23 protein-coding genes and 1 pseudogene are annotated in these 24,387 nt (G+C 67.8%); 14 read left to right on the top strand and 10 right to left on the bottom strand.

Features of this window, described 5'->3' with window-relative positions; translation table 11 throughout:
• The first annotated feature begins 149 nt into the window (after window positions 1-149).
• Window positions 150-1,154 (top strand): AAA family ATPase, encoded by a 1,005-nt coding sequence (locus tag Q8X39_RS14790; protein WP_305750449.1) that lies wholly within the window; start codon window positions 150-152, stop codon window positions 1,152-1,154.
• On the opposite strand, the gene Q8X39_RS14785 is transcribed toward Q8X39_RS14790, so the two are convergent.
• Complete coding sequence (locus tag Q8X39_RS14785; protein WP_407068014.1) at window positions 1,151-1,909, bottom strand: Crp/Fnr family transcriptional regulator; 759 nt, start codon at window positions 1,907-1,909, stop codon at window positions 1,151-1,153. The two genes, Q8X39_RS14790 and Q8X39_RS14785, sit on opposite strands and share 4 nt — an antisense overlap.
• Before the next feature lie 184 nt (window positions 1,910-2,093).
• Here Q8X39_RS14785 and Q8X39_RS14780 point away from each other — a divergent pair, with 184 nt between their 5' ends.
• The 9 genes and pseudogenes from Q8X39_RS14780 (at window position 2,094) to Q8X39_RS14740 (ending at window position 12,165) form a co-directional block, all read left to right on the top strand.
• Window positions 2,094-4,040, top strand: coding sequence for an AMP-dependent synthetase/ligase (locus Q8X39_RS14780; RefSeq protein WP_305750448.1), 1,947 nt, complete (start codon window positions 2,094-2,096; stop codon window positions 4,038-4,040).
• Between the two features lie 17 nt (window positions 4,041-4,057).
• Window positions 4,058-4,843 carry an ABC transporter ATP-binding protein gene (locus tag Q8X39_RS14775; protein WP_305750598.1) on the top strand — a complete coding sequence of 262 codons (786 nt, stop codon included), beginning with the start codon at window positions 4,058-4,060 and terminating at the stop codon, window positions 4,841-4,843.
• A gap of 15 nt (window positions 4,844-4,858) precedes the next feature.
• The gene (locus Q8X39_RS14770; RefSeq protein ID WP_305750447.1) at window positions 4,859-5,788 is read left to right on the top strand and encodes a branched-chain amino acid ABC transporter permease; all 930 of its coding nucleotides are present in this window, start codon (window positions 4,859-4,861) and stop codon (window positions 5,786-5,788) included.
• A 141-nt stretch (window positions 5,789-5,929) separates the two neighbouring features.
• Window positions 5,930-6,987, top strand: a pseudogene (locus tag Q8X39_RS14765) (branched-chain amino acid ABC transporter permease).
• Window positions 6,988-7,079: 92 nt separating this feature from the next.
• Window positions 7,080-8,411: an ABC transporter substrate-binding protein gene (locus tag Q8X39_RS14760; RefSeq protein WP_305750446.1), complete on the top strand. Its 1,332-nt coding sequence runs from the start codon at window positions 7,080-7,082 to the stop codon at window positions 8,409-8,411.
• Window positions 8,412-8,596: 185 nt separating this feature from the next.
• Window positions 8,597-9,412, top strand: coding sequence for an ABC transporter ATP-binding protein (locus Q8X39_RS14755; protein ID WP_305750445.1), 816 nt, complete (start codon window positions 8,597-8,599; stop codon window positions 9,410-9,412).
• Between the two features lie 114 nt (window positions 9,413-9,526).
• On the top strand, window positions 9,527-9,826 hold the full coding sequence (locus Q8X39_RS14750; protein ID WP_305750444.1) for a hypothetical protein: 300 nt from the start codon (window positions 9,527-9,529) through the stop codon (window positions 9,824-9,826).
• Complete coding sequence (locus tag Q8X39_RS14745; RefSeq protein ID WP_305750443.1) at window positions 9,819-11,084, top strand: phenylacetate--CoA ligase family protein; 1,266 nt, start codon at window positions 9,819-9,821, stop codon at window positions 11,082-11,084. Before Q8X39_RS14750 ends, Q8X39_RS14745 begins: the two co-directional genes overlap by 8 nt.
• Before the next feature lie 106 nt (window positions 11,085-11,190).
• Complete coding sequence (locus Q8X39_RS14740; RefSeq protein ID WP_305750442.1) at window positions 11,191-12,165, top strand: tripartite tricarboxylate transporter substrate-binding protein; 975 nt, start codon at window positions 11,191-11,193, stop codon at window positions 12,163-12,165.
• Window positions 12,166-12,227: 62 nt separating this feature from the next.
• Here Q8X39_RS14740 and Q8X39_RS14735 read toward each other — a convergent pair whose 3' ends face one another.
• The gene (locus Q8X39_RS14735; RefSeq protein ID WP_305750441.1) at window positions 12,228-13,118 is read right to left on the bottom strand and encodes a cation diffusion facilitator family transporter; all 891 of its coding nucleotides are present in this window, start codon (window positions 13,116-13,118) and stop codon (window positions 12,228-12,230) included.
• Between the two features lie 107 nt (window positions 13,119-13,225).
• Here Q8X39_RS14735 and Q8X39_RS14730 point away from each other — a divergent pair, with 107 nt between their 5' ends.
• Together Q8X39_RS14730 and Q8X39_RS14725 are read left to right on the top strand one after the other, a co-directional pair.
• Complete coding sequence (locus tag Q8X39_RS14730; RefSeq protein WP_305750440.1) at window positions 13,226-13,867, top strand: response regulator transcription factor; 642 nt, start codon at window positions 13,226-13,228, stop codon at window positions 13,865-13,867.
• The gene (locus Q8X39_RS14725) at window positions 13,860-15,257 is read left to right on the top strand and encodes a sensor histidine kinase (RefSeq protein WP_305750439.1); all 1,398 of its coding nucleotides are present in this window, start codon (window positions 13,860-13,862) and stop codon (window positions 15,255-15,257) included. The genes Q8X39_RS14730 and Q8X39_RS14725 overlap by 8 nt, the downstream gene beginning before the upstream one ends.
• 11 nt (window positions 15,258-15,268) lie before the next feature.
• Here the strand turns inward: Q8X39_RS14725 and tyrS are convergent, their stop codons facing one another.
• Entirely contained in the window at window positions 15,269-16,519 is a 1,251-nt protein-coding gene (gene tyrS / locus Q8X39_RS14720) for a tyrosine--tRNA ligase (protein WP_305750438.1), read from the bottom strand.
• A 205-nt stretch (window positions 16,520-16,724) separates the two neighbouring features.
• On the opposite strand from tyrS, the gene Q8X39_RS14715 reads away from it, so the two are divergent.
• The gene (locus tag Q8X39_RS14715) at window positions 16,725-18,080 is read left to right on the top strand and encodes a M23 family metallopeptidase (RefSeq protein ID WP_305750437.1); all 1,356 of its coding nucleotides are present in this window, start codon (window positions 16,725-16,727) and stop codon (window positions 18,078-18,080) included.
• A gap of 17 nt (window positions 18,081-18,097) precedes the next feature.
• Window positions 18,098-19,210 carry an anhydro-N-acetylmuramic acid kinase gene (locus Q8X39_RS14710; RefSeq protein ID WP_305750436.1) on the top strand — a complete coding sequence of 371 codons (1,113 nt, stop codon included), beginning with the start codon at window positions 18,098-18,100 and terminating at the stop codon, window positions 19,208-19,210.
• Between the two features lie 76 nt (window positions 19,211-19,286).
• Here the strand turns inward: Q8X39_RS14710 and erpA are convergent, their stop codons facing one another.
• The 7 genes from erpA to Q8X39_RS14675 form a co-directional block, all read right to left on the bottom strand.
• Complete coding sequence (gene erpA / locus Q8X39_RS14705; RefSeq protein ID WP_305750435.1) at window positions 19,287-19,652, bottom strand: iron-sulfur cluster insertion protein ErpA; 366 nt, start codon at window positions 19,650-19,652, stop codon at window positions 19,287-19,289.
• Window positions 19,653-19,716: 64 nt separating this feature from the next.
• Window positions 19,717-20,142 (bottom strand): bactofilin family protein, encoded by a 426-nt coding sequence (locus Q8X39_RS14700; protein ID WP_305750434.1) that lies wholly within the window; start codon window positions 20,140-20,142, stop codon window positions 19,717-19,719.
• A gap of 61 nt (window positions 20,143-20,203) precedes the next feature.
• Window positions 20,204-20,815, bottom strand: a complete 612-nt coding sequence (locus Q8X39_RS14695) for a DUF6776 family protein (protein WP_369538116.1) — start codon at window positions 20,813-20,815, stop codon at window positions 20,204-20,206.
• 275 nt (window positions 20,816-21,090) lie between these two features.
• Window positions 21,091-21,483, bottom strand: coding sequence for a 30S ribosomal protein S9 (gene rpsI, locus Q8X39_RS14690; RefSeq protein WP_305750432.1), 393 nt, complete (start codon window positions 21,481-21,483; stop codon window positions 21,091-21,093).
• Window positions 21,484-21,492: 9 nt separating this feature from the next.
• A complete protein-coding gene (rplM, locus tag Q8X39_RS14685; RefSeq protein ID WP_305750431.1) occupies window positions 21,493-21,921 on the bottom strand; it encodes a 50S ribosomal protein L13 in 429 nt (142 codons plus the stop codon).
• A 238-nt stretch (window positions 21,922-22,159) separates the two neighbouring features.
• A complete protein-coding gene (locus tag Q8X39_RS14680; RefSeq protein WP_305750430.1) occupies window positions 22,160-23,320 on the bottom strand; it encodes a BMP family ABC transporter substrate-binding protein in 1,161 nt (386 codons plus the stop codon).
• Window positions 23,321-23,379: 59 nt separating this feature from the next.
• Window positions 23,380-24,300, bottom strand: coding sequence for an ABC transporter permease (locus Q8X39_RS14675; protein WP_305750429.1), 921 nt, complete (start codon window positions 24,298-24,300; stop codon window positions 23,380-23,382).
• Between the last annotated feature and the right edge of the window lie 87 nt (window positions 24,301-24,387).

Here is a 24,387-nt window from a genome sequence, read left to right as displayed (position 1 = left end):
CTAGTTCTGCCCGCACTGCGTCACGCCAGGGCGTGCCGGCATGGTGGCCATCCTCCGGATTGAGGGGCCTTCCGGGGTGATATCCGGGCCATGGCTGCGGCATGCTTTGCTGCAATGACGTGACAGCTTTTCCGTACCTGGAGGTCTGCATGAACCCGTCGCCATCGACCGAACTGGTTCCCACCTGCGCCAAGGCGATCCCGATCGCGCAGATGCGGCATGTCTACCGCCTCGACGAGGTCGAGAAGCGGCTGACCAAGCTGCCGCAGAAGGAACACGAGAACCTGCGCGCCACCTACGAGCGCATGCTCGAGAAGGGTCCCGAGCGCTTCCAGGTCAAGCCCTCGTCGCTGCCGGCGATGGACCACCTCTACGACACGCTGCCCAACTTCCACGAGGTGCTCGACGACGTGCGCCGCCAGCTGGCGCTGTGCGAGGACAGCCGCGACGCGCTGGAGATCACGCCGATGCTGCTGCTCGGCCCGCCCGGTGTCGGCAAGACCCACTTCGCGCGCGAGATCTCGCAGCTGCTGGGCACCGGCATGGGCTTCATCTCGATGAGCTCGCTGACCGCCGGCTGGGTGCTGTCGGGCGCCAGCTCGCAGTGGAAGGGCGCACGGCCGGGCAAGGTCTTCGAGACCCTGGTCGACGGCTCCTACGCCAACCCGGTGATGGTGGTCGACGAGATCGACAAGGCCGGCGGCGAACATGCCTACGACCCGCTGGGTGCGCTCTACGGCCTGCTGGAGCACGACACCGCGCACACCTTCATCGACGAGTTCGCCGAGGTCCCGATCGATGCCAGCCAGGTCATCTGGGTGGCCACCGCGAACGACGAGCGCGCGATCCCCGAGCCCATCCTCAACCGGATGAACGTCTACGAGGTGCAGATGCCCGACCGCGACGCCGCGCGCCGCATCGCCGTGCGCCTGTACCAGGGCATCCGCGCCGGCCACGACTGGGGCCGCCGCTTCGACGAGCAGCCCGGCGACGACGTGCTCGACGCCATGGCCGAGCTGGCCCCGCGCGAGATGCGCCGCGCCTGGATGACCGCCTTCGGCAACGCCAAGCTCGCCCACCGCGAACGCATCGTCCCGGCCGACCTGCCCGACGCGGGCGCGGGCAAGCGGGCGTCGATCGGGTTCATGAACTAGGCGCTCCCGCGCCCCACCACCCGCCGCAGCCCCGCCAGGTCGAGCACGCGCACGCCGCCGTACTCGATGCGGATCAGGCCCTGGCCCTGCAGCGATTGCAGGGCCTCGTTGACGCGCTGGCGGGACAGTCCGACCAGGTAGGCGAGTTCCTGCTGGGTGATGCGCAGCACCTCGCCGACGCCGGGGTAGAGCACCGGGTGGAACAGCGCGGCCAGGCTGCGGGCGACCTTGGTGTCGGGGTCGTTCATGCGGTCGATCTCGCGTGCCGCGATGAACTGGCCGAGCCGCTCGTTGAGCTGGTTCATCACGTAGCGGTTGAAGGCGATGCTGCGACCGAGCAGCCATTCGAAGGTCGTCACCGGCAGGCCGGCCACCGTGCTCTTGCGCAAGGCCTCGATGTTGTAGCGGTAGACCTCGTGCTTGAGCAGCGTGCCCTCGCCGAACCAGGCCCCCGGCGGCACGCCGGTGAAGGTGATGGAGGCGCCCTGCGTGCTGTCGTTGCTCATCTTCAACAGGCCGTCGACCACGCCGAACCAGAAGCCTGCCGGGCGGCCGATCTTGCAGACGTAGTCGCCGACCGCCGCATCGGCCACCTGAAGGTCGGCCACCACGCGCGAACGTTCGTCCGGCGCGAGCAGCGGCAGCCAGGGAACCATGTCGAGTTCAGCCGCCAGGGCGGGCCGGGCGCGCTGGCGCAGCGGCGCGCGCAAGGGGGGATGGACGGGGCTGTCGAGCAAGGTGTCGGGGTCGCTCATCGATCCGCTCCTGAGGCACGCTGTCGGGACGCTGACACGACTGCCCCGGGAAAGTCCTGCCGAGGGAAGTCCCGCAAATTGTCGTCGGGCTGACAACCTGACGTCAAACACAGCCTTAGGATCGACTTCAGACGACATCGCTGCGTGGCCCCGTCCGGGCCCGCCGACCTCGAGGAGATCCGTGGTGACCGACACGTTCCCGCGCCTGATGCTGGCGCATGCGAAGCAGCGCCCCAATGCGCCCGCGCTGCGCGAGAAGGAATACGGCATCTGGCAGACCTGGACCTGGCAGCACCTGCGCGAACAGGTCCGCGCACTGGCCAGCGGCCTGGCCCAGGCCGGCCTGCAGCCAGGCCAGCACCTCATCGTCGTCGGCGACAACCGGCCGCGCCTGTACGCCACGATGCTGGCCGCGCAGTCGCTGGGCGCCGTGCCGGTGCCGCTCTACCAGGACGCGGTCGCCGCCGAGTTCGTCTTCCCGGTCACCAATGCCGAGGTCGCCTTCGCGGTGGTCGAGGACCAGGAGCAGGTCGACAAGTTGCTGGAGGTGCGCGAGCAGTGCCCCGCCCTCGCCCGCATCTGGTTCGACGATCCGCGCGGCCTGCGCAAGTACGACGAGCCGGGCCTGGACTCGCTCGACAACCTCGCCGCCGCCGGACAGGCTCACGCGGCGAGCCACCCTGGCTTCCTCGAAGCGGCGATCGAGAAGACCCGCACGACCGACGTCGCGGCGATGTTCTTCACCTCCGGCACGACCGGCAATCCGAAGGGCGTCGTGCACACGCACGCCTCGCTGATCGACCGCGCCGGCGCCGGCGCCCGCTTCGACAAGCTCGGCAGCGCCGAGGAAGTGCTGGCCTACCTGCCGCCGGCCTGGATCGGCCAGAACTGCTTCAGCTACGCGCAGTGGCTGGTCTGCGGCTACGTGGTGAACTGCCCCGAGTCGGGCGCGACGGTCACGATCGACCTGAAGGAGATCGGCCCGACCTACTACTTCGCCCCGCCGCGCGTGTTCGAGGGCCTGCTCACCAGCGTGATGATCCGCATGGAGGATGCCAGCGCGCTCAAGAAGGCGCTGTTCCACCGCTGCATGGCGCTGGCACGACGCATCGGTCCGACGCTGATGGACGGCCAGCCGGTCGGCCTGCTGGACCGCCTGAAGTACACGCTCGGCGACCTGGCGATCTACGGTCCGCTGCGCAACACGCTGGGCTTCAGCCGGGTGCGCGTGGCCTACACGGCCGGCGAGGCGATCGGGCCGGACCTGTTCACCTTCTACCGCTCGATCGGCATCAACCTCAAGCAGCTCTACGGCTCGACCGAGACCGCCGTGTTCGTCTGCCTGCAGCCTGACCACGAGGCCCGCGCCGACACGGTGGGCGTGCCCATCGAGGGCGTGCAGATCAAGCTGGCCGACAACGGCGAGATCCTCGTCAAGAGCGGTGGCCTGCTCAAGGAGTACTACAAGAACCCCGCCGCGACCGCCAAGGTGCTGACCGCCGACGGCTGGTACCGCACCAGCGACGCCGGCTTCATCGACGGCCACGGCCACCTGAAGATCATCGACCGGGTCAAGGACGTCGGCCGCCTCAAGGGGGGTGCCAACGACGGCGCGATGTTTGCGCCCAAGTACGTCGAGAACAAGCTGAAGTTCTTCCCGCACATCAAGGAGGCGGTCGCCTTCGGCGATGGCCGCGAGAAGGTCTGCGCCTTCGTCAACATCGACGTCGAGGCGGTCGGCAATTGGGCCGAGAAGCGCAACCTGCCCTACGCCGGCTACGCCGACCTGTCGCAGAAGCCCGAGGTGCAGGAACTGATCCGCCAGTGCGTCGAACAGGTCAACGCCGACCTGGCGCAGGACGACAAGCTCGCCGGCAGCCAGATCAGCCGCTTCCTCGTGCTGCACAAGGAACTCGATGCCGACGACGGCGAGATGACGCGCACCCGCAAGGTCAAGCGCGGCTTCATCAACGACAAGTACCAGGTGCTGGTCGAGGCGCTCTACGCCGGCAAGTCCGAGCAGTTCATCGAGACCGTCGTGAAGTTCGAGGACGGCCGCACCGGCAGCGTCTCGGCGACGCTGCAGATCATCGATACCCAGACCTTCCCGGCCGTGAGGAGGGCCGCCTGATGGCCGACGACAACAGCATGACCGGCAAGGTCATCGGCGAGGTCATCCTCGACGTGAGCAACATCAGCCTGCGCTTCGGCGGCGTGAAGGCGCTGACCGACATCAGCTTCAACGTCCGCGAGCACGAGGTGCGCGCCATCATCGGCCCGAACGGCGCGGGCAAGAGCTCGATGCTCAACTGCATCAACGGTGTCTACACGCCGCAGGAAGGCCGCATCACCTTCCGCGGCCAGACCTTCAGCCACATGAACTCGCGCCAGGTCGCGGAGATGGGCGTCGCGCGCACCTTCCAGAACCTGGCCCTGTTCAAGGGCATGAGCGTGATCGACAACATCATGACGGGCCGCAACCTGAAGATGCGGACCAACCTGTTCCAGCAGGCCTTCCACCTCGGGCCGGCGCGGCGCGAGGAAGCCGAACACCGCGCGCACGTCGAGCGGATCATCGATTTCCTGGAGATCCAGGCCTTCCGCAAGACGCCGGTCGGCCGACTGCCCTATGGCCTGCAGAAGCGGGTCGACCTCGGCCGCGCGCTGGCGATGGAGCCGCAGGTGCTGCTGCTCGACGAACCGATGGCCGGCATGAACGTCGAGGAGAAGCAGGACATGTGTCGCTTCATCCTCGACGTCAACGACGAGTTCGGCACCACCATCGTGCTGATCGAGCACGACATGGGCGTGGTGATGGACATCTCCGACCGCGTCGTCGTGCTCGACTACGGCAAGAAGATCGGCGACGGCACGCCCGACGAGGTCCGCAACAACGAGGACGTCATCTCGGCGTACCTCGGCACCAGCCACTGAGCCAGGAGCAACGAGATGGGTTTCTTCCTTGAGACGCTCTTCGGCGGCCTGATGGCGGGCATGCTGTATTCGCTCATCGCGCTGGGCTTCGTGCTGATCTTCAAAGCCAGCGGCGTCTTCAACTTCGCGCAGGGCGCGATGGTGCTGTTCGCGGCGCTGGCGATGGCACGCTTCGCGGAGTGGGGGCCCAAGTTGCTGGGCTTCGACAACAAGATCCTGGCCAACATCCTCGGCTTCGCGCTGGCCATGATGGTGATGATCGCGGTGGCCTGGATCATCGAGCGCCTGGTGCTGGGCAAGCTGGTCAACCAGGAAGGCATCACGCTGCTGATGGCCACGCTGGGCATCACCTACTTCCTCGACGGCTTCGGCCAGACGATCTTCGGCAGCGACATCTACAAGATCGACGTGGGCCTGCCCAAGGACCCGATCTTCCTGTTCGAGAGCACCTTCCAGGGCGGCGTGCTGATCAGCCAGGAAGACCTCTATGCCGCGCTGATCGCGGCGGCGCTGGTCGCGGCGCTCAGCCTGTTCTTCCAGAAGACGGCGACCGGGCGGGCGCTGCGCGCGGTCGCCGACGACCACCAGGCGGCCCAGTCGATCGGCATCCCGCTGAACCGCATCTGGGTCATCGTGTGGTCGGTCGCAGGCTTTGTCGCGCTGGTCGCCGGGATCATCTGGGGCAGCAAGCTGGGTGTGCAGTTCTCGCTCTCGCTGGTCGCCCTCAAGGCCCTGCCGGTGGTGATCCTGGGCGGTCTCACCAGCGTGCCCGGCGCCATCATCGGCGGGCTGATCATCGGCGTGGGCGAGAAGCTCAGCGAGGTCTACATCGGCTCGCTGGTCGGCGGCGGCATCGAGATCTGGTTCGCCTACGTGCTCGCCTTGATCTTCCTGCTCGTCAGGCCTCAAGGCCTGTTCGGCGAAAAGATCATCGACCGGGTATGAAGCCCCCACGCTCGCTTTCGCTCGCTGCCCCCCGAGGGGGCTCAGGCGGCTGACCGGCAGAGCCGGATCCACGCCTGTCACTTGATGAAGATTTCGTGCCCCTGTCGGGCATCGCGGCATGTGCCGCTGCAGAGGAATGCCATGATCTATCGTGAAAATGGGCAGTTCAAGACCAGCTACCCGGCGGATCAGCAGATCTTCCCGATCCGGCAGGACCGCGTCGCCATCGGCCTGCTGATCGCCTTCGCGGCGATCGTCGTGCCGATGATCGCGCCGGAGTACCTGTTCCGGGCCGTGCTGATCCCCTTCCTGATCCTGTCGCTCGCCGCGCTGGGGCTGAACATCCTGGTCGGCTACTGCGGCCAGATCTCGCTGGGCACCGGCGCCTTCATGGCGGTGGGCGCCTACGCGGCCTACAACTTCGCGGTGCGCATCGAGGGCATGCCGCTGATCGGCTCGCTGCTGATGGGCGGGGTGTGCGCCACGGTGGTGGGCGTCCTGTTCGGCGTGCCGTCGCTGCGCATCAAGGGTCTCTACCTGGCGGTGGCGACGCTCGCGGCCCAGTTCTTCGTCGACTGGTCCTTCCTGCGCATCAAGTGGTTCACCAACGACTCGGCCTCGGGTTCGGTCAGCGTGGCCGGCCTGAAGGTGCTGGGCCTGCCGGTGGAGACCCCCGTTCAGAAGTACCTGTTCTGCCTGGCCTTCCTGTGCGTCTTCGGCGTGCTGGCCAAGAACCTGGTGCGCAGCAACATCGGCCGCGAGTGGATGGCCATGCGCGACAGGACGTGGCGGCCGCGGTCATCGGCATCCGGCCGGTCTACGCCAAGCTGACCGCCTTCGCGGTGTCGAGCTTCATCGTCGGCGTGGCCGGCGCGCTGTGGGGTTTCGTGCACCTCGGCTCCTGGGAGCCGGCGGCCTTCAACATCAACCGCTCCTTCGACCTGCTCTTCATGGTCATCATCGGCGGCCTCGGTTCGATCATGGGCAGCTTCTTCGGTGCGGCCTTCATCGTGATCGTGCCCATCGTGCTCGACAACGTGACCGTGCTGCTGGGCCTGTCGACCGCGACGGCCGCGCACCTGACCTCGATGATCTTCGGCGCGCTGATCGTCTTCTTCCTGATCGTCGAACCGCATGGCCTTGCGCGCCTGTGGGCCATCGGCAAGGAAAAACTGCGCCTCTGGCCCTTCCCCCATTGACACCGGAACGATCGCCCTGCGGCGCGATCAGAGTCCACTCGCCCCCTCATTCATCGACGCGCCGTGCACGGCGCAACACCCAGGAGACGTCCATGAAACTGAAGTCCCTCGCCCTCGTCGCGGCATTGACCGCCAGCACCATGGCCAGCCTGCTGACCAGCACGGCCGCGCAGGCACAGGCCAAGGAACAGTACTTCCCGGTGCTGGTCTATCGCACCGGTGCCTATGCACCCAACGGCATCCCCTGGGCCAATGGCTACGTCGACTACATCAAGCTGGTCAATGCCAACGGCGGCATGAACGGCGTGAAGATCAGCTACGAGGAGTGCGAGACCGGCTACGCCACCGACAAGGGCGTGGAGTGCTACGAGCGCCTCAAGGGCAAGGGCGCCTCGGTGTTCCAGCCGCTGTCGACCGGCATCACCTTCGCCCTGACCGAGAAGGCACCTGGCGACAAGATCCCGCTGATCACGGCGGGCTACGGTCGCAGCGAATCGCAGGACGGCGGCGTGTTCAAGTGGAACTTCCCGCTGCTGGGCACCTACTGGATCAACGCCGACGTGCTGGTCCAGCATGTGGCCAAGAAGGAAGGCGGCCTCGACAAGCTCAAGGGCAAGAAGGTCGCGCTGGTCTACCACGACTCGCCGTTCGGCAAGGAGCCGATCCCGCTGCTGCAGGAACGCGCCAAGATGCATGGCTTCGACCTGCAACTGCTGCCGGTGACCGCACCGGGCGTGGAGCAGAAGTCGACCTGGCTGCAGATCCGCCAGAGCCGTCCGGACTACGTCTTCCTGTGGGGCTGGGGCGTGATGAACTCGACGGCGCTCAAGGAGGCCGTGGCCACCGGCTACCCGCGCGACAAGATGTACGGCGTGTGGTGGGCCGGTGCCGAGCCGGACGTCAAGGACGTCGGTGATGCGGCCAAGGGCTACAACGCGGCGGCCATGCAGCACGGTGCCCAGCCCGATGCCAAGGTGGTGCAGGACATCATCGCCAAGGTCCATGGCAAGAACCAGGGCACGGGCCCGAAGGAAGAGGTCGGCTCGGTGCTCTACATGCGCGGCATGATCTCCGCGATGCTGGCCGTCGAAGGCGTCAAGCGCGCCCAGGAGAAGTACGGCAAGGGCAAGGTCATGACCGGCGAGCAGGTCCGCTGGGGCCTCGAGAACCTGGCCCTGGACCAGAAGAAGCTCGACGGCCTGGGCTTCTCCGGCGTGATGCGCCCGGTGTCGACCAGCTGCGTCGACCACGTCGGCTCGAGCTGGGTGCGCGTGCACACCTGGGACGGCGCGAAGTGGAACTTCACCTCCGACTGGCTGCAGGCCGACGAACAGATCATCAAGCCGATGGTCAAGACCGCCGCCGACAAGTACGCCGCCGAGAAGAAGCTCGACCGCCGCACCCCGGCAGACTGCCAGGGCTGAGTCCGGACACCTGAAGCCACCTGCGTGGCTTCAGGTGCCAGGCTCAGCGCCCCGGCTTGCAAGCCGGGGCGTGGGGAGCGATGGCAGTACGCCACCTCCCCCTCTTCATTCCCCACCGCCCGGCCCCCATCCGGCCCCTGGTTCAAGCGCAGCGCGCTGTGCTTGAACGAGACACGAGGCACACCATGAACGAGCAGCCCAACATCCTTCTGAACGTCAACGGCATCGAGGTCATCTACAACCACGTCATCCTGGTGCTCAAGGGCGTGAGCCTGCAGGTGCCAGAGGGCAAGGTCGTGGCGCTGCTCGGTGGCAACGGGGCGGGCAAGACGACCACGCTGCGGGCCGTCAGCAACCTGCTGGCCGGCGAACGTGGCGATGTCACCAAGGGCAGCATCGAGCTGCGCGGCGAGCGCATCGAGAAGCTCAGCACGTCCGACATGGTCGAGCGCGGCGTCGTGCAGGTGATGGAAGGTCGGCACTGCTTCGCCCATCTCACCATCGAGGAAAACCTGATGACCGGCGCCTACACCCGCCGCGACGGCAAGGCCGCCGTGGCGCAGACGCTGGAGAAGGTCTACAACTACTTCCCCCGCCTGAAGACGCGCCGCACCAGCCAGTCGGCCTACACCTCGGGCGGCGAACAGCAGATGTGCGCGATCGGCCGTGCGCTGATGGCCAACCCGAAGATGGTGCTGCTCGACGAGCCCTCGATGGGCCTGGCGCCGCAGATCGTCGAGGAGGTCTTCGAGATCGTGAAGGACCTCAACACCAAGGAAGGCGTGACCTTCCTACTGGCCGAACAGAACACCAACATCGCGCTGCGCTACGCCGACTACGGCTACATCCTGGAGAACGGCCGCATCGTGATGGACGGCGCCGCCAAGGACCTGCGCGAGAACGAGGACGTCAAGGAGTTCTACCTCGGCATGGGCGGCGGCGATCGCAAGAGCTTCAAGGACGTCAAGTCCTACAAGCGGCGCAAGCGATGGTTGGCGTAGCCCACCCCCTACGGCCTTTCGGCCGCCCCCTCAAGGGGGCCATCCTGGTGGACCGGCGGAGCCGGATCCACGGGATGTGCTGGATGAATGCTTCTTTGACTGCGTGAGGGGTTCATGGGCGAGGAGTGGGGGTTCGCGGCGCCGGCGTTCAGGGTCGAGGAGGCCTTGGGGCGCTTGCGACGGGACCTGCGCGAGTCGGGGCTGGTCGAGCGCGATGGCGTGTTCGAGCGGCGCGGGGCGGCGATCGCCAGGGTTGCGGCGGGCGACGGGGTCGTCGAGGCGGCGATCGTGGAGCGGCCGTCGCACGGCAGTCCGCGCTGGCGGACACGTCAGCTGAAGTCGGGCGCGGAGGTGCGCGACTTCGTCAACCTCGTGAAGAAACAACTGGGCGCCTGGAGCGATGACGATGAGTGAGCACCTCGATACGCTGGAGACACGCGATCCGGTCGACCGCGAAGCGGCGCTGATGGCGGCCCTGCCGGGTCAGGTGGCGCATGCGCAGCGGCATGCGCCGGCGTTCGCGGAGATGCTCGCGGGCATCGATGCCAGCCACGTGACGACACGCGCCGCCCTGGCCGCCCTGCCGGTGACGCGCAAGGGCGAGCTGCTGGAGCGGCAGAAGGCGCAGCGCGCCCAGGACGTCTTCGGCGGGCACTCGGCCATCGGCTGGATCGGCCAGCCGGGCCTGCACCGCACCCGCCGCGTCTTCCAGTCGCCCGGCCCGATCTACGAACCCGAGGGCGAGGCGCGCGACTACTGGCGCATGTCGCGGGCCATCCATGCGGCGGGCTTCCGCGCCGGCGAGCTGATCCACAACAGCTTCAGCTACCACCTGACCCCCGCCGGCTCGATGATGGAGACCGGCGCCCACGCGCTCGGCTGCACCGTCTTCCCCGGCGGTGTGGGCAACACCGAGCTGCAGCTGCAGGCCATGGCCGAGCTGAGGCCGGCCGGCTACATCGGGACGCCGAGCTTCCTGAAGATCCTGGTCGAGAAGGCCGCCGAGACCGGCGTGCCGATCGCCAGCGTGCGCAAGGCACTGGTCAGCGGCGAGGCCTTCCCGCCCAGCCTGCGCGACTGGCTGCTCGAACGCGGCATCGCCGGCTACCAGTGCTACGCGACGGCGGACCTCGGCCTGATCGCCTACGAGACCTCGGCCCGCGAAGGCCTGGTGATCGACGAGGGCGTGATCGTCGAGATCGTGCGCCCGGGCACCGGCGAGCCCGTGCCCGAAGGCGAGGTCGGCGAGCTGGTCATCACGACGCTCAACCCCGACTACCCGCTGGTGCGCTTCGGCACCGGCGACCTGTCGGCGGTGCTGCCCGGCCGCTGCCCGACCGGCCGCACCAACGCCCGCATCAAGGGCTGGATGGGCCGGGCCGACCAGACCACCAAGGTGCGCGGCATGTTCGTGCACCCCGGCCAGGTCGAGCAGGTGCGACGTCGCCACGCCGAGCTGCAGCGCGCCCGCCTGATCGTCTCCGGCGAGATGGCCGATGACCGCATGACGCTGCAGGTCGAGGTCACCGCGCCGGCGCCCGAGGGCCTGGTCGCCCGCGTGGCCGACAGCGTGCGCGACGTCACCAAGCTGCGTGCCGAGGTCCAGCTGGTCGCGCCCGGCAGCCTCCCCAACGACGGCAAGGTCATCGAGGACGCGCGCAGCTACCGCTGAACCGTCACGTCAGTCTGGCGGCGGGGCTTACGTGTTTCCCGTCATGGCGGCGCGCGGAGCCGCACCTACGATGCCTGCACTGTTCCGCACTTTCCAGGAGACCCTGATGAAACGACTGATGCTGGGCGCCCTCGCGGCGCTGACCGCCGGCGCCGCGCTGGCCCAGGGCTACCCCGAGAAGCCCGTGACCATCGTGGTGCCCTTCACCGCCGGTGGCCCGACCGACAAGGTCGCACGCGATTTCGCCGAGGCGCTGCGCAAGAACCTCAACAACCAGTCCGTCGTGATCGACAACGTCGGCGGTGCCGGCGGCACGCTGGGTGCGGCCAAGGCCGCCAAGGCCGCACCGGACGGCTACACGCTGCTGCTGCACCACATCGGCATGGCGACCTCGCCGGCGCTGTACCGCAACATGCCCTACAAGACGCTTGAGGACTTCGAGTACGTCGGCCTGATCAACGAGGTGCCGATGACGGTGATCGGCCGCAGCACGCTGCCGGCGAACAACTTCGCCGATCTCGGCAAGTGGCTGGAAGCGAACAAGGGCAAGATCAACCTCGCCAACGCGGGCCTGGGATCGGCCTCGCACCTGTGCGGCCTGCTGTTCCAGCAAAGCCTGAAGATCGACATGACCACGGTCCCGTACAAGGGCACCGCGCCGGCCATGAACGACCTGCTCGGCGGCCAGGTCGACATCATGTGCGACCAGACCACCAACACCACCTCGCAGGTCGAGGCGGGCAAGGTCAAGGCCTATGCGGTCACGACCACCAAGCGCCTGACGACGCCCGCCTACGCCAAGCTGCCGACGCTGGACGAGGCCGGGATGAAGGGCTTCAACGTCACCATCTGGCACGGCCTGTACGCTCCCAAGGGCACGCCCAAGGCGGTGCTGGACAAGCTCAATGCGGCGCTCAAGACGGCGCTCAACGACGCCGACTTCGGCAAGCGCCAGGAAGCGCTCGGCGCCGTGATCGTGCATGACGCCCGCAACAACCCGGCCGATCACAAGAAGTTCGTCGAGGCCGAGATCAACAAGTGGGGCCCGGTCATCAAGGCCGCCGGCCAGTACGCCGACTGATCCGGTCCGCGCCGCGCGAAGGTCGCAGTCCCTGCCGGGACTGCGGCCTTTTTCATGGCCGCTCAGATGAGGTCGTCGACGTCCTGGCCATGCGACTCGACATCCCAGGGCAGCAGCTGAATCGAGGCGCGCAGACCGGGCACCGCGCTCATCAGCGCCTGCTCGACCGAGGCGCGCAACGCGGCGGCCCGTCCAAGTGACCAGGCGGCCGGCATGTGCATGTGCAGGTCGACGAAGTTGCGCGCGCCGGCCCGCCGGGTGCTGACGTGGTCGAAGCGCAGGGTCGGGTGCTCGAAGTCCTTCAGCACCTGGGCGATGCGGGCCTGCACCTCGGGCTCGACGGCCTGGTCCATCAGGCCGTTGGCCGAACGCCAGACCAGCGAACTGCCCTCGCGCAGGATGTTGAGCGCCACCGCGATGGCGATGACCGGGTCGAGCCAGGTCCAGCCGGTCAGCCCGACGGCGATCAGCCCGAGGACCACGCCGACCGAGGTCCAGACGTCGGTGAACAGGTGCCGCGCGTCGCCCTCGAGCGCCATCGAGCGGTGCTCGCGGGCCTTGCGCAGCATCGTCCAGGCCAGCGCGCCGTTGAGTGCCGAGCTGACCACCGACAGCGCCAGGCCCAGGCCCAGCGCCTCCAGCGGCTGCGGATTCAGCCAGCGCTGCACGGCCGTGACGATGATCGCCAGCGCCGCGACGAAGATCAGGATGCCTTCGAAGCCCGACGAGAAGTACTCGGCCTTGTGGTGGCCATACGGGTGTTTGTCGTCCGGTGGCAACGCCGCGAGCGTGACCATCGCCAGCGCAAACATCGCACCTGCCAAATTCACCAACGATTCGAGGGCGTCGGACAACAGGCTGACCGAACCGGTCGTCCACCACGCAGCGGTCTTGAGTACGATCGTGACCAGGGCCACCACCACGGACAACTTGAGATAGCTGCTGACTTGCATGGCGTGATTGTCGGGGTCGATCCCCTGAACCGACCCCCGGTGGTGGCTCGACAATCGCGCCCAGGCCGGTCCGGCTGCAAGTCCTGAATCGCTCGCACACCTCACCCATGCACATCCTGCTGCTCGAAGACGACATCGACCTCGGACAGGCGGTCAGCGACCACCTGGAATCCGCCGGTCACGAGGTGTACTGGTGCAAGCTGATCGCGCAGGCCCGCGGCATCACCTGCGACATGGCCCTGTTCGACCTGAACCTGCCCGACGGCGACGCCACCACCCTGCTGCGTGACTGGCGCGAGCAGGGCATCCAGACGCCGGTGCTCGCGCTGACCGCGCGCGATCAGGTCAGTGACCGCATCCGCGGCCTGCAGGCCGGCGCCGACGACTACCTGGTCAAGCCCTTCGACCTCGACGAGCTGCTGGCCCGCGTCGAAGCCGTGCGCCGGCGCAGCACGCCCTCGCCGCGCCTGAAGGTGCGCGACAACGAGATCGACCTGGAGCACCGCACGGTCATCCGCGGCGGCCTGGTGCTGGACCTGACCGCGCTGGAGTGGGCCATCCTGCGCTGCCTGGCCAACCGGCCGGGACGCATCCACAGCCGTGCGGAGATCGAGTCCGAGATCTCCGCAGGGGGCCTGCACAGCGGCGACAGCAACACGCTGGAAGTGATCATCAGCCGGCTGCGCAAGAAGATGGGCACCGAAGCCATCAGCACGCACCGCGGCCTGGGCTACCGGCTCGATGTCTGAGCACCCGGCGGCCTACAGCCTTGAGGGGCTGCTGCGACGTCGCGTGCTGCTGCTGATCGGCACGCTCTGGCTGATCGCCTCGGCGGCCGCCTTCTACGGCCTGCGCGAGAAGGCCCGCATCCTGCTCGACGACACGCTGCTCGAAGCCGCCGAACAGCTGCTGGCCATGCCAGAGGCCGCACTCGGCCAGGGCGAGGCACCGCCCCGCGTGCTGGAAATCGGCGGCGACGAGACCGACATCGCCTACCAGGTCTTCGACGGCACGGGCACGCTGCGACTGCGCTCGCACGCCGCGCCGGTCGAGCCCCTGGTCCTCACCGACAGCGAAGGGCTGGTGGAGAACACCCAGTGGTATGCGCTGGTCGTGAAGCACCCGGACCGCACACGCCGGGTCATCGTCGCCCAGGCCCGCGCGGAACGACAGGCCACGCTGTGGAGCGTCTACGCCTGGCTGCTGGGCCCCCTGCTGCTGGTGTTGCCCCTGTCGGCCTGGATGCTGCACCACGTGCTGCGGCGCAGCTTCCTGACGCTGGAACCGGTCCGCGCCGACCTGTCCTCGCGCGCGCCGCACCAGCTGCATCCGGTCGAGCCCAACCATGTGCCGCAGGAGCTGCAGCCCATGCTGGAGACCGTCAACATGCTGATGGCCCGGGTCAGCAAGCTGATCGAGGCCGAGCGCGCCTTCGCAGCCCACACCGCCCACGAGTTGCGCACCCCGCTGGCCGCCGCCCGCGCCCAGGCCCAGCGGCTGGCTCAGGAGGCCCAGGAACACGGCGTGCCGCGCCTGGCCGAACGGACCCAGGCGCTGGTCCGGCAGCTGGACCGCCTGACGCGCCTGGCCAGCCGCCTGCTGCAGCTGGCCCGCATCGATTCGGGCGTGGCGCTGCGCCGCGAACCGATCGACCTGAGCCAGCTCGCCGGCCTGGTGATGGACGAGTTCGGCGAAGCACGTGCGCACGGGCAACTCGACATCCACGTCGAATCCCAGCCGCTCGAAGCGGTCGACGGCGACATCGACGCGCTGGGCATCGCCCTGCGCAACCTGATCGACAACGCGCTGAAGCACGGCGGCAGCGGCGCACGCGTGCGCATCTGCGTCGGCCCGGGCCGGCTGGCGGTGCAGGACAACGGGCCGGGCATTCCGACCGACCAGGTGTCGCGACTGGCCCTGCCCTTCGAGCGGGGCTCGACCGTGGCCGAAGGCTCCGGGCTCGGGCTGACGATGGTGCAGACGGTGGCGCGGCAGTCCGGCGCGGTGCTGCGCTTCACGCCTCTGAGCGGCCCGGACTGGCGCTTCGAAGTCAGCCTGAGCTTCCCGGTGGCCATCGCGGCCCCGAGCGACGCAGGCTCGGCCGCATCGACGCCCGAGCGCGTCAGCTCCGGCGCCTGAGGCCCCGCCGCTCAGGCCAGCTCGACCCGGGCGAACTTTCGCTTGCCGACCTGCACGACGTAGCTGCCGACCGCCAGCTTCAGGCCCTTGTCGGACACGACGTTGCCATCGACGCGCACGCCGCCCTGCTCGATCAGCCGGTTGGCCTCGCTGGACGAAGGCGCCAGGTTGGCCTGGCGTAGCAGCGCGCCGATGCCCAGTGGCGCGCCCGACAGCGTCACCGTCGGGATGTCGTCCGGCACACCGCCGCGGGCGCGGTTCTCGAAGTCCTGCTCGGCCCCGTCGGCCGCCGCCGCACCGTGGAAGCGCGTGGTGATCTCGCGGGCCAGCTGGACCTTGGCGTCCTTCGGATTGCGGCCGGCGGCTACCTCGGCCTTGAGCGCCGCGATGTCGGCCTCGCTGCGGAAGCTCAGCAGCGTGAAGTAGGTCCACATCAGCTCGTCGCTGACCGACAGGATCTTGGCGTACATCGCATTCGCGGGCTCGCTGATGCCGATGTAGTTGCCCTTGGACTTGGACATCTTGTCGACGCCGTCCAGGCCGACCAGCAGCGGCATCGTCAGGATGCACTGCGGCTCCTGGCCGTATTCCTGCTGCAGGTGTCGACCCATCAGCAGGTTGAACTTCTGGTCGGTGCCGCCAAGCTCAAGGTCGCTGCGCAGCGCCACCGAGTCATAGCCCTGCATCAGCGGGTAGAGGAACTCGTGGACCGAGATCGGTGTGCCGGCCTTGTAGCGCTTGGTGAAGTCGTCGCGCTCCATCATCCGCGCGACGGTGTAGCGCGAGGCCAGCGAGATCAGGCCGCGCGCGCCCAGCGGGTCGCTCCATTCGGAGTTGTAGCGGATCTCGGTGCGGGCCGGATCCAGCACCAGGCTGGCCTGGCGGTAGTAGGTCTCGGCATTGGCCTTGATCTGCTCGGGCGTCAGCGGCGGGCGCGTCGTGTTGCGGCCGGACGGGTCGCCGATCATCGAGGTGAAGTCACCGATCAGGAAGATCACCGTGTGGCCGATGTCCTGCAGCTGGCGCAGCTTGTTGAGCACCACCGTGTGGCCCAGGTGGATGTCGGGTGCGGTCGGGTCCAGGCCCAGCTTGATGCGCAGCGGCTGGCCACTCGCCTCGGAGCGCTGCAGCTTGCGGATCCAGTCGGCCTCCGGCAACAGCTCCTCGCAGCCCCGGCGGGTCACCTGCAAGGCGGCCTGGACAGCCTCGGACAGGGGCTCCCGCGCGGAGTTCTCGGACGTGCGTTCAGGCTGGCTGGACATGAAGATTTCGCTACGGGTTATTACAAATTTCACGGTGGTACGCGTCGGTATACTCGTTTGACGCGTGCGGCGGCCCCGGATTCTAGGCGGCGCTCACCACGCCCCCGACGGGTTGGCACGGGCCTTCCCGGTCCGACATGTCCTGCGTGCAGGCCCTCACCAGGTGATCCGGTTGAAGATAAGCAGCGAACACGTGCGCTCCTGCATGGCACGTGCAGAACTGGCCTTGCGCCAACATCCCCGGGTGCTCAGCGGAGCGGCCCTGACGGTGCTGCTGGGCAGCGCGGTGACGGCATTCGGCGTCGCGCCGCTCACGCCGATCGACACCACGCCGGTGAGCACCCGCATCATCACCGAGACCCTGGGCGTGCCCGATCTCGGTGCGCAGGAACAGGCGCTCGACGCGCTCTCGCTGGCCCTGCACCGCAACGACCTGACCCGCGCCGGCGACACCGCCGACACGCTGTTGTCGCGCCTGGGCATCCAGGACGCCGAAGCCGCCGCCTTCCTGCGCCGTGACCGAGCGGCACAGCGCATCCTCATTGGCCGCACCGGCAAGCGCGTGCAGGCCACCAGCGTGGCCGGACCGAGCGGCCAGCTCCAGCAGTTGGTCGTGCGCGGCCCGGCGCTGGACAGCGCCAAGGCCCTGACCCACTTCTCCCGCGTCACGCTGCAGCGTGTGGCCAACGGCTTCAGCATCCAGGAAGAGGATGTCGCACTGGGCGTTCAGTTGCGCAGCGGCGCCGGCACGATCCGGTCCAGCCTGTTCGCCGCAGCCGACCAGGCCGGCCTGCCGGATTCGGTGACGGTCCAGATGGCCGAGATCTTCGGCAGCGACATCGACTTCCGCCGCGAGTTGCGCAAGGGCGATACCTTCGCGGTGGTCTACGAAGCGCTGTCGGCCGACGGCGAGCCGCTGACCTGGGGCGTCAACGTCGGCCGCGTGCTGTCGGCACGCTTCGTCAACGACGGCCACACGCTCGATGCCGTCTGGTATCAGGACGGCGAGCAGCGCGGCGGCTACTACGGTGCCGATGGCAAGAGCAAGGCGCGCGTCTTCCTCGCCTCGCCGCTCGCGTTCTCGCGCGTGAGCTCCGGCTTCTCGATGCGCTTCCACCCGATCCTGCAGCAGTGGCGGGCCCACCTGGGCGTCGACTACGCCGCGCCGACCGGCACCGCCGTGCGCAGCGTCGGCGATGGCACGGTCGAATTTGCCGGCGTGCAGAACGGCTATGGCAACGTCGTGATGGTCCGCCACGGCGGCGAGCACAGCACGGTCTACGCCCACCTCAGCCGCATCGGCGTGCGGGTTGGCCAGAAGGTCGTTCAGGGCGACACGCTGGGCGCAGTCGGCAGCACCGGCTGGGCCACCGGCCCGCACCTGCACTTCGAGTTCAAGCAAGGCGGCCGCCAGGTCGATCCGATCAAGGTGGCCCGAAGCTCTGAAGCGGTCAGCCTGAGCGCCGCTGCGCTGAGCCGCTTCCGCAGCGTCTCGCAGACCGCGCAAGGCCAGCTGGACGGCGCGATCGCCTCGGCCGGCGCGGTTGCGCAGATGGAGTGAACGGCGGGCCTGCCGCGATGCGCTGCATCGGCCTGATGTCGGGCACCTCGCTTGACGGTGTCGACAGCGTGGTTGCCCGCTGGGACGCCGATGGCAGCTGGCGCGGCGTCGAAGCCCATGTCCAGCAGCCCTTTCCGAGCGAGCTGCGCGATGCGCTGATGGCGCTCCAGCGCAGCGGCCCGGATGAACTGCACCGCGCCGCGCTGGCGGCCAACGCCCTGGCCAAAGCCTATTCCCGGGCCGTCGAACAGCTGCTCGCCGACACCGGCCTGAGCGCCGCCGACATCGCGGCCATCGGTTCCCACGGCCAGACCGTGCGCCACCAGCCCGGCCTGCATGACGGCATCGGCTACACCTGCCAGCTCGACAACCCGGCCTTGCTGGCCGAGCGCACCGGCATCGCCGTGATCGGCGACTTCCGCCGCCGCGACGTGGCCGCCGGCGGCCAGGGCGCGCCGCTGGTGCCGCCCTTCCACCAGGCCGTCTTCGGACGTCAAGACGCCGCGCGAGCGGTCGTCAACATCGGCGGCATCGCCAACCTGACCGTGCTGGTGCCCGGCGCCCCGCCGCGCGGCTGGGACGTCGGCCCGGGCAATGTGCTGATGGACGGCTGGATCGCACGCCACCAAGGGCTGGCCTACGACGCCGACGGCCATTGGGCTGCACAGGGCCGCGTCGATGCCGGTCTGTTGGCGCACCTGCTGTCCGAGCCCTTCCTGGACCTGCCGCCACCCAAGAGCACCGGGCGCGACCTCTTCCACGCGGCCTGGCTGGACACGGCGCTGGCCGCTCACGGCTCGCCCATCTCGCCAGAGGATGTCCAGGCGACGCTGTGCGAGCTGAGCGCACGGACCATCGCGGCCGACGTGCTGCGCAGTACGCCTGCACCGTCCGAGCTGCTGGTCTGCGGTGGCGGTGCGCTGAATCGACGGCTCATGAAACGGCTGCAGGCCGCGTTGCCGCAGCTCAGCGTGGCCTCGACCGCGGTCGCCGGGCTACCGCCCTTCCAGGTCGAGGCGGCCGCGTTCGCATGGCTGGCTCACCAGCATCTGCGTGGTCTGCCTGGCAACGAGCCGACCGTCACCGGCGCACGCGGTCCGCGCATCCTGGGCGCGTTCTACCCGGCCTGACGCTTGCAGCCTGCGGTCTGCAAGCTGGCATGAAAAAGCCGCCCGGAGGCGGCTCTTGACAGGGCGGCGAGAAGCCTCAGACCGAGAAGCTCGATCCGCAACCGCAGGTGGTCGACGCGTTCGGATTCTTGATCACGAACTGCGCGCCCTGGAGGTCTTCCTTGTAGTCGATCTCGGCGCCGACAAGGTACTGCAGGCTCATCGCGTCGATCAGCAGCGTGACGCCGTTCTTGGCCATCTGCGTGTCGTCGTCGTTGACGATCTCGTCGAAGGTGAAGCCGTACTGGAAGCCCGAGCAACCGCCTCCTTGCACGAACACGCGCAGCTTCAGGTCCGGGTTGCCCTCCTCGGCCACCAGATCGGCCACCTTGGCGGCGGCACTGTCGGTGAAGATGATGGGCGCGGGCATCTCGGTCTGGACGTTTTCCGCAACTGCGCTCATGGGCGACTCCTGCAATCAGCTCGATGAAATTCGGGGCACCTTCGGATGTCCCGGGGTGAGGTCTTCAGTTCGTGTCGTTGCCGGTGGCCAGCAGCTTCAAGGCGGGCTTGTCATCGATTACCGCGCCGGACACCGAGCCACCGCTCATGCGTTGAAGGGCGCCGTCGATCGATGCGCCCTGGTGCATCTCGAGCGACTCGTAGCGGACTTCACCTTCGATGCGGGCCCGAGGCTGCAGTTCGAGGAGGTGGGTCGATTCGACCGGCCCGATCACGGTTCCGTTGATGATGACATGACCCGCCTTGACCGTGCCCACGACCCTGGCTTTCTCGCTGATCACGAGGATGCTGGTGTCGTCGGCGCTGGCGACCACGTCACCCTGGACCTCGCCGTCGATGCGCAGGCCGCCGCTGAAGCGGAGCAGGCCCTGCACGACGGTGCCTTCGCCGACGAGGCTGCGGATGGCAGGCTGTTTCTTCGAACCGAACATGTGTGTTTCCTGGAGAGATCAGTGAGTGAGCGATGCGGCCTTGCGTGTCGGACAACGCCCGTCAGAGACGGGCCATGTCGGAGGTCTGGACCTTGCCGGCCGCATCGTAGACCTTGATTTCCACTATTTTCACAACCGCCGCTGAAGGGTAGTCGGCCGTCCCTTCAAGGCGTTGATATTGCTTCAGATTCACGCTCTGGCTGGCCTCGCGCACCACATGTGACCAGGCCTTGCCGTCGAGCAAGCCGCTGAGCGACAGCTCGTAGCGCCCCTGGAAGGCGGCGGTACGGCCGCTGGCCTGCATCAGCAGGCTCTGGTAGCGCAGACGTCCCGGCGCCTCGACCTCGACCTGCAGGCCACGCAGGTTCAAGACACGGTTACCGCCGGTCGATGGCATCAGTCGCTCGAAGAAGGCGAGGTCGCGCGTCAGGGCCAGGTTCTCGGCCTCGAGCGACTTGACCCGCGCGGCCAGGCTGTCCTGCGTCGCCTTCTCGGTCTTGAGCAGGGTATCGGCCGAGTTGGCGACCGACACGGCCCGATCGTGTTCGCCACGCAGACGGCCGATCTCCTCGCGCAGCCGCACCAGTTCCTGCTGCGCATCGCGGTCGATGCCGGCGATGTCCTTGCCGAACTCGTAGGCCCACAGACCCAGGGCGGCACAGAAACCCAGCATCAGCGCCACGGCAGCCCAGCGCAGCGGCCACGGCAGGCGACTGCGCACGGCCACCCGGGGCGCACTGACCGACAGACGACGACGGAGGAGCTTCCAGCGCATGAATGAGAAGTGGGACAGGGGGGTACGAGACATGCCCCCATGGGCACGGCAGGGGCCGCACCATACACGAAGGGCCACCCACGGTGGCCCTTCGTCTTGTGAACAGGGTTGCACCCTGTTCCAGTCCGCAGGCGGACACCACCTGGAGAGGTGGTGTCCGCCTGCGCGAGCGATCAGCGCTTGCTGAACTGCTTGCGACGGCGAGCGCCGTGCAGACCGACCTTCTTGCGCTCGACTTCGCGCGCGTCACGCGTCACGAAGCCGGCGTTGCTCAGCTCGGGCTTGAGCGCTGCGTCGTAGTCGATCAGCGCGCGCGTCACACCGTGACGCACGGCACCAGCCTGACCCGACTCACCGCCACCGTGCACGTTGACCTTGATGTCGAACGCTTCGGCATTGTTGGTCAGCAGCAGCGGCTGCTTGCAGATCATGATCGAGGTCTGACGGCCGAAGTATTGTTCGACCGGCTTGCCGTTGACCGTGATCTGGCCCGTGCCCTTCTTGATGAAGACGCGCGCCACCGACGACTTGCGACGGCCCGTGCCGTAGTTCCATTCACCGATCATCGCGGCTCCTTAGATGTCCAGCGTCTTGGGCTGCTGAGCGGCGTGCGGGTGTTCACCACCGGCATAGACCTTCAGCTTCTTGATCATCGCGTAGCCCAGCGGACCCTTGGGCAGCATGCCCTTGACCGCCTTCTGGAGCGCGCGGCCGGGGTGCTTGGCCTGCAGGTCACGGAAGTTGGTCTCGTAGATCCCGCCCGGGAAGCCCGAATGACGGTAGTACTTCTTGTCGAGCGACTTGGTGCCGGTCACGCGCAGCTTTTCTGCGTTGACGACGACGATGAAGTCACCGGTATCCACGTGAGGCGTGTAAATGGCTTTGTGTTTGCCGCGCAGGCGGAGGGCGACTTCGCTGGCCACCCGTCCGAGGACCTTGTCGGTCGCGTCAACCACAAACCACTCATGCACGACCTCGGCCGGCTTGGCGCTGAAGGTCTTCATGGCAAATCTTTCATTTGCGGGTTGAGGTGCTACTGAACCCCGTTCCATCGGTGCCGCTTGTCGTTGCGGCCTCTCAGGGCAGGCTTCGGAACCGCCCCGAAGGACGACCCCTGTGTTTCCGTGTAGCTCAAACGGAAAAGCCCGCGAGTATAGCGCATGCGCTCACTCGCGGGCCTGGTCGGTGACCCGTGCCGTTCAGGCGCCCGCGTCAGAGGCGCGGGCGCCTGCCGTCAGCGGCTCACTTGCCGGTCGGGACCTTGCCTTCGACTCCCTTGACGTAGAAGTTGATGCCGCCCATGAACTTGTCGTCGGCCGCCTCGTCCTTCTTGAGGACTTCCTTGCCGTCCTGACCCAGGATCGGACCCTTCCAGATCACGAAACTGCCATCGGACAGACCGGCCTTGATCGTGTCGACCTTCGCCTTGACGTCGGCCGGCACCTTGTCGCTGACCGAAACGATGTCGATCGCGCCTTCCTTGACGCCCCACCACACGCCGCCGGTCTGCCAGGTGCCTTCCAGCGCATCCTTGACGGCCTTCTTGTAGTACGGCGCCCAGTTGATGATGGCCGACGCCAGGTGCGCGTTGGCGGCGTACTTGCTCATGTCGGAGTCCCAGCCGAAGGCGAACTTGCCCTTCTCCTCGGCCTTCTGCAGCACCGCGCTGGAGTCGGTGTTCTGGAACAGCACGTCGGCGCCGCCGGAGATCAGGCTCTGCGCGCCCTCGCCTTCCTTGGGCGGATCGAACCACTTGTTGACCCAGACGACCTTGGTCTTGACCTTCGGGTTGACGCTCTGCGCGCCCAGCGTGAACGAGTTGATGTTGCGGATCACCTCGGGGATGGGGATCGAGCCGACCACGCCCAGCACGTTGGACTTGGTCATGCTGCCCGCGATCACGCCCGCCATGTAGGCACCTTCGTAGGTGCGGCTGTCGTAGGTGCGCAGGTTGGGCGCGGTCTTGTAGCCGGTGGCGTGCTCGAACTTGACGTCCGGCGTGTCGCCCGCGACCTTGAGCATCGGCTCCATGTAGCCGAAGGTGGTGCCGAAGATCAGCTTGTTGCCCTGGCCGACCAGATCACGCATGACGCGCTCGGCGTCGGCGGACTCGGGCACGTTCTCGACGAAGCTGGTGACGATCTTGTCGCCGAACTCGGCCTCGACGGCCTTGCGGGCGTTGTCGTGCGCGAAGGTCCAGCCGGCGTCGCCGACCGGGCCGACATAGGCGAAGGCAACCTTCAGGGGTTCGGGCTTGGCGGCGGCTGCGGACGCCGGAGCGGCGGCCGGAGCGGCTGCGGGTGCCGCCTCTTCCTTCTTGCCACAGCCGACGAGGGCGGCGGTGGCGGCCAGTGCCGCCCAGCTGGTGGCCTTGAGGATCGTGCGCTTCGAGAGCTTGGTCATGCGTTCTCCAGATGTTGTGAGAGTGACTGACGACTGCGGGGGTGAAATTATCGGTTGGCTCAGGAGCCCGGGAAGAACGGCTTGCCGATCGACGCCGGCATGTTGATGCGGATCCACGTCGGGTTGCGCGAGATCAGCACCAGCACGACCACCGTGGCGAGGTAGGGCAGCATGGTCAGCCACTGGCTGGGGATCTGCACGCCTTCGCCCTGCAGGTGGAACTGCAGCATCGTGACGCCGCCGAACAGGTAGGCCCCCAGCAAGACCCGGGCCGGCCGCCAGGTCGCGAAGGTGGTCAGTGCCAGCGCGATCCAGCCCTTGCCGGCGGTCATGCCCTCGACCCACAGCGGCGTGTAGATGACCGACAGGTAGGCCCCGGCGACGCCGCACAGCGCGCCGCCGGACAGCACCGCGATGAAGCGGATGCGGCGCACCGGGTAGCCCAGCGCATGCGCCGATTCAGGCGACTCGCCGATCGCGCGCAGCACCAGTCCGGCGCGCGATCGGTAGAGGAACCAGGCCAGCGCGAACATGAAGAGCACCGTCAGGTAGACCATCGGGTGATGCTTGAAGAAGGCCGGCCCGACGAAGGGAAGGTCGGCTAGCACGGGGATCTCGAAGCGCGGCCGCTCGGCCAGCTTGGCCTGCGTGTAGCTGATGCCCAGGAAGGCCGAGAAGCCGCCGCCGAACAGGCTCAGCGCCAGGCCCGAGGCGTACTGGTTGGTGTTGAGCCAGATCACCAGCACGCCGAACACGGCGGCCATGCCAGCCCCGGCCAGCGCGCCGGCACCGAAGGCGAGCCAGTCGTTGCCGGTGTGCACCGAGGTCGCGAAGCCCGCGACCGCAGCGACCAGCATCATCCCTTCGGCCCCGAGGTTGAGGATGCCGGCCCGCTCGTTGATCAGCAGGCCCAGCGCGGCGATGGCCAGCACGGTGCCGGCACTCAGCGTGGCGGCCAGCAGCAAGGCGATTTCGTTCATGGCGTGGGTTCCGGTGTGGGATTCGGTGCGCCGGCCTTGTATCTTTAAGCCTCGGACCGGCTCGGGCATCCCGAGCGGCCTCTGGGC

The organism is Leptothrix discophora (assembly GCF_030705305.1).
Lineage (GTDB): Bacteria > Pseudomonadota > Gammaproteobacteria > Burkholderiales > Burkholderiaceae_C > Sphaerotilus > Sphaerotilus discophorus.
The sequence above is the reverse complement of the archived record's forward strand: the minus strand, read 5'-3'. Positions and strand labels throughout refer to the sequence as shown.

Coding starts and splice junctions, on each gene's coding strand:
- Q8X39_RS14790 (WP_305750449.1), top strand. CDS start 150: ATGAACCCGTCGCCATCGACCGAACTGGTTCCCACCTGCGCCAAGGCG.
- Q8X39_RS14785 (WP_407068014.1), bottom strand. CDS start 1,909: ATGAGCGACCCCGACACCTTGCTCGACAGCCCCGTCCATCCCCCCTTG.
- Q8X39_RS14775 (WP_305750598.1), top strand. CDS start 4,058: ATGACCGGCAAGGTCATCGGCGAGGTCATCCTCGACGTGAGCAACATC.
- Q8X39_RS14770 (WP_305750447.1), top strand. CDS start 4,859: ATGGGTTTCTTCCTTGAGACGCTCTTCGGCGGCCTGATGGCGGGCATG.
- Q8X39_RS14760 (WP_305750446.1), top strand. CDS start 7,080: ATGAAACTGAAGTCCCTCGCCCTCGTCGCGGCATTGACCGCCAGCACC.
- Q8X39_RS14755 (WP_305750445.1), top strand. CDS start 8,597: ATGAACGAGCAGCCCAACATCCTTCTGAACGTCAACGGCATCGAGGTC.
- Q8X39_RS14750 (WP_305750444.1), top strand. CDS start 9,527: ATGGGCGAGGAGTGGGGGTTCGCGGCGCCGGCGTTCAGGGTCGAGGAG.
- Q8X39_RS14745 (WP_305750443.1), top strand. CDS start 9,819: ATGAGTGAGCACCTCGATACGCTGGAGACACGCGATCCGGTCGACCGC.
- Q8X39_RS14740 (WP_305750442.1), top strand. CDS start 11,191: ATGAAACGACTGATGCTGGGCGCCCTCGCGGCGCTGACCGCCGGCGCC.
- Q8X39_RS14735 (WP_305750441.1), bottom strand. CDS start 13,118: ATGCAAGTCAGCAGCTATCTCAAGTTGTCCGTGGTGGTGGCCCTGGTC.
- Q8X39_RS14730 (WP_305750440.1), top strand. CDS start 13,226: ATGCACATCCTGCTGCTCGAAGACGACATCGACCTCGGACAGGCGGTC.
- Q8X39_RS14725 (WP_305750439.1), top strand. CDS start 13,860: ATGTCTGAGCACCCGGCGGCCTACAGCCTTGAGGGGCTGCTGCGACGT.
- tyrS (WP_305750438.1), bottom strand. CDS start 16,519: ATGTCCAGCCAGCCTGAACGCACGTCCGAGAACTCCGCGCGGGAGCCC.
- Q8X39_RS14715 (WP_305750437.1), top strand. CDS start 16,725: ATGGCACGTGCAGAACTGGCCTTGCGCCAACATCCCCGGGTGCTCAGC.
- Q8X39_RS14710 (WP_305750436.1), top strand. CDS start 18,098: ATGCGCTGCATCGGCCTGATGTCGGGCACCTCGCTTGACGGTGTCGAC.
- erpA (WP_305750435.1), bottom strand. CDS start 19,652: ATGAGCGCAGTTGCGGAAAACGTCCAGACCGAGATGCCCGCGCCCATC.
- Q8X39_RS14700 (WP_305750434.1), bottom strand. CDS start 20,142: ATGTTCGGTTCGAAGAAACAGCCTGCCATCCGCAGCCTCGTCGGCGAA.
- Q8X39_RS14695 (WP_369538116.1), bottom strand. CDS start 20,815: ATGCTGGGTTTCTGTGCCGCCCTGGGTCTGTGGGCCTACGAGTTCGGC.
- rpsI (WP_305750432.1), bottom strand. CDS start 21,483: ATGATCGGTGAATGGAACTACGGCACGGGCCGTCGCAAGTCGTCGGTG.
- rplM (WP_305750431.1), bottom strand. CDS start 21,921: ATGAAGACCTTCAGCGCCAAGCCGGCCGAGGTCGTGCATGAGTGGTTT.
- Q8X39_RS14680 (WP_305750430.1), bottom strand. CDS start 23,320: ATGACCAAGCTCTCGAAGCGCACGATCCTCAAGGCCACCAGCTGGGCG.
- Q8X39_RS14675 (WP_305750429.1), bottom strand. CDS start 24,300: ATGAACGAAATCGCCTTGCTGCTGGCCGCCACGCTGAGTGCCGGCACC.